Annotated in this window: 4 protein-coding genes; all 4 read left to right on the top strand. The window is 63.3% G+C overall.

The window, feature by feature from the left end; all coding sequences use genetic code 11:
- Window positions 1–639, top strand: a 639-nt coding sequence (locus WCE35_RS04080; RefSeq protein WP_424592063.1) for an ABC transporter ATP-binding protein, incomplete at its 5' end; no start/stop codon positions are given.
- Complete coding sequence (locus tag WCE35_RS04075) at window positions 636–1,550, top strand: ABC transporter permease (RefSeq protein WP_424592062.1); 915 nt, start codon at window positions 636–638, stop codon at window positions 1,548–1,550. The genes WCE35_RS04080 and WCE35_RS04075, both read left to right, overlap by 4 nt.
- Window positions 1,550–2,365: an ABC transporter permease gene (locus tag WCE35_RS04070; protein ID WP_424592061.1), complete on the top strand. Its 816-nt coding sequence runs from the start codon at window positions 1,550–1,552 to the stop codon at window positions 2,363–2,365. Before WCE35_RS04075 ends, WCE35_RS04070 begins: the two co-directional genes overlap by 1 nt.
- 604 nt (window positions 2,366–2,969) lie before the next feature.
- Window positions 2,970–3,536, top strand: coding sequence for a hypothetical protein (locus WCE35_RS04065; protein ID WP_424592060.1), 567 nt, complete (start codon window positions 2,970–2,972; stop codon window positions 3,534–3,536).
- Window positions 3,537–3,585 lie beyond the last annotated feature (49 nt).

Raw genomic sequence — 3,585 nt, 5'->3', positions numbered from 1 at the left:
CTGCTGCTCGACGAGCCGCTGGCGGCGCTGGACAAGAAATTGCGCGAAAGCACGCAGATCGAGCTGATGGAGTTGCAGCGGCGTCTCGGCATGACTTTCATCATCGTCACCCATGACCAGGAGGAGGCGATGACAATGGCTGGCCGGATCGGCGTGATGGACGCCGGCCGTCTCCAACAGGTCGCGACCCCGCGCGAGCTCTACGAGGCGCCGCAGTCGCGCTGGGTCGCCGAGTTCGTCGGCGACATCAATCTGTTCGACGGGCAGGTGGTCTCCAGCGAGCATGGACGCCTGACGGTGTCGACGCGCGATGCCGGAACACTCGCCGTGGCGGAGCCTGAGCCGCCGGTCGCCAGGGAGATCATCAGTGTCGCGATCCGGCCTGAAAAACTAAAACTGTCGCGCCGCGGCCCGGTATCGGACGCGGCGAGCGCGCAGGCGATCAACCGGCTGGAAGGCGTGGTCACCGATGTCGGCTATCTCGGCGGTCTGACCACCTACAAGGTCAAGCTCGACACCGGCGCGGTGGTGCGCGCGTCGATGGCCAACACCGCGCGGCTCGATCGCGATGCCCTCAGCGCGGGCCAGCGCGTGGTGGCGTGGTTCACGCCTGACGACTGCGTGGTGCTGGCGCGATGAGCACGCGCCGCATCTTCGCGCGGCCGGCGCGCCTTGCCGCGATCGCGCCCTATCTGTGGATGGTGCTGTTCTTCCTGGTGCCGTTCGGCTTCGTGCTGAAGATCAGCCTGTCGCAGACCGCGATCGCGCAGCCGCCCTATACGCCGGTGTTCGATGTCAGCGAGGGGTTGGCCGCGATCAAGGCGGCGCTCGCAGAACTGTCGCTGGATAATTTCCGGCTGCTGGTCTCCGACCAGCTCTACATCCTGTCCTATCTGCGCAGCCTCACGGTCGCCGTGGCGTCGACCGCGATGCTGCTCGCGATCGGCTATCCCATCGCCTATGGCATGGCGCGGCTGCCACTGAAATGGCAGGGCGTGGCGATGATGCTGGTGATCGTGCCGTTCTGGACCTCGTTCCTGATCCGCATCTATGCCTGGATCAACATTTTGCAGCATGACGGGCTGCTCAACAAGATCCTGCTCGTGCTGCATCTGGTCGCCGTGCCGGTGGTGTGGCTGTCGACCGACAGCGCGATGTATCTCGGCATGGTCTATTCCTATCTGCCGTTCATGATCCTGCCGCTCTACGCGACGCTTGCGAAAATGGATCCGGCGCTGCTGGAGGCGGCCAACGATCTCGGCGCCGCGCCGCTTCAGGCATTCTGGCTGGTGACGTTTCCGCTGTCTCTGCCGGGCGTCGCGGCGGGGGCCTTGCTGTGCTTCATTCCCATCGTCGGCGAATTCGTCATTCCCGATCTCCTGGCGGGCTCCAATTCGCTGATGATCGGGCAGACGCTGTGGCTGGAATTCTTCACCAACAAGGACTGGCCGGTGGCGTCCGCCGCCGCGGTCGCGCTGCTGGTTCTGCTGGTGCCGCCGCTTTTGCTGTATGACCGGCTGCAGCGCCGGCAGTTGGAAAGCGCGGGCTGATGGCGGGCCGGGTGAACCGAATCTCGCGCTTCAACATCACCTCGCTGGCGCTGGGGCTGGCGTTCCTGTACCTGCCGATCGTCATTCTCGTGATCTATTCGTTCAACGCCTCGCGGCTGGTGACGGTGTGGGGCGGCTGGTCGCTGCGCTGGTACGCCGAGTTCTTCAGCGACCGCGCGATGCTGGACGCGGCCTGGATGAGCTTTTGGGTCGCAGCGGTGTCGGCCACGCTGGCGACGCTGCTCGGCACGCTCGCGGCGATCGCGCTGGCGCGCGGCGAGCGCTTCAAGGGCCGCGCGCTGTTTTCCGGCATGCTGTATTCGCCGCTGGTGATGCCCGAAGTGATTTCGGGGCTGTCGCTGCTGTTGCTGTTCGTGGGACTCGACGCCGGGCGCGGCTTCTGGACCGTGACGATCGCGCACACCACGCTGACCCTGTGCTTCGTCACCGTCGTGGTGCAGTCGCGGCTTAGCTCGCTCGATCGCAGCCTCGAGGAAGCCGCGATGGATCTTGGCTGCGACCCGGTGCGCGCGTTCCTGCTCGTGACGCTGCCGCTGATCATTCCCGCGATCGCGGCGGGCTGGATGCTGGCGTTCACGCTCTCGCTCGACGATGTCGTGATCGCGAGCTTCACCACCGGTCCGGGCTCGGCGACGCTGCCGATCCGCATCTATTCGGAAGTGCGGCTGGGCGTGAAGCCGGAGATCAACGCGATCTGCACCCTGGTGATTGCGCTGATCGCGGTGGTCATCGTCGTCGCTTCCCTGGTCTCGAAACTGTCGAGCGCGCAGGGCGAGAGCACGGCGCCGTTGTAGTTTCCCCGTCATTGCGAGCGTAAGCGAAGCAATCCATCTTGCCACAAAGAAAGTGTAGATCGCTTCGTCGCAAGTGCTCCTCGCAATGACGGTGAGCACAACATGCATTCGCGATCTCGCGGCGCGAGGCGCCCGAGCCTTTGCAGGAATTTCCGCCCTTCTGAAAGGAGAGCGCAGGGAATGCCGGGTGCTTGCTGCACCCGCGGTCTCGTGTGCAAGGATGCACATAGAATGCTCACACGAGCATACAGGTACAGCGCGTAGATGGGTGGAGCGAAGCGATACCCATCAATTGCCGTTCATAGACGATGATGGGTTTCGCGAAGGGCTCAACCCATCCTACGCGCTGTGCCGCTGTTCGCCGCGCGCGCGATTGGCGAGCAGAGATTTCGGTGAACGCCAATGGTCGCGGAGCGGTTGGCCATGAACGGTGGATGACGCCTTCCGCCTTCGTTCGTTGAGCTACGGCGGACGGGGTCGGCTCCAATCCGCCTACGGGCTACGGGCTTCGCAGCGCCGCATGGAAATATGGATTTCGGCCGCGATTTTGCCTTGGCTTCATGCCACGCAATTTGTACTGGCAACAGGCCGCACGGGCAGACGCATGGAAAAGCTCATGACCGGATCGAGGATGCTGTGCAGTTCAAGGGCCGCTGGCCTCGCATTGTTGATTGGCTTGTCGACGCCAGCCGTCCAGGCGGAAACAAACGACATGATCCTCGGAAAACTGCGGATCGCCGCCGATTTCCCCTGCAAGCCGAAGCGGTTCAAGCAAGTGGTGGGAAAAACCGAGGCCGGCGAGGAAATCCTTCTTACGTCGCTGATGTGTTCGCAAGGCGACCGCACATTTTCGCTGAGCGGGACGCAATACCCCGAACAGGCTCTCAAATCCCTTTCAGCCGACAAAATACTCGACAGCACGTTGGATAATCTGCGCGCGCAAGCGCATTACACGATGAGGTCAAGCGAGCGGACGACGCATCAAGGCTTTGCCGCCATCCGCATGCATTTTCTGGATTCGAAAGCACCGCCGATGGAAATGGCGAGACTGTCTGTGCTCACCAATGCGTCCATCATTGCCATCGGCATGACTTGGCCATCGAGTTCAGGCCAGCCATCGATGCTGGCGAGCTTTTCCGGCTCCCTCACCATAGCGCCAGGCAAGAACTAGTCCGCCTTCGGCGGTTCGGCCGGCGCGTTGGCGGGTGCCGCCCCCGCTT

Origin of the sequence: Bradyrhizobium sp. (assembly GCF_049691595.1) — a bacterium.
In the GTDB taxonomy this organism is placed as follows: domain Bacteria; phylum Pseudomonadota; class Alphaproteobacteria; order Rhizobiales; family Xanthobacteraceae; genus Bradyrhizobium.
Note: the sequence above shows the minus strand (reverse complement) of the source record. Positions and strands in the feature narration are given on the sequence as shown.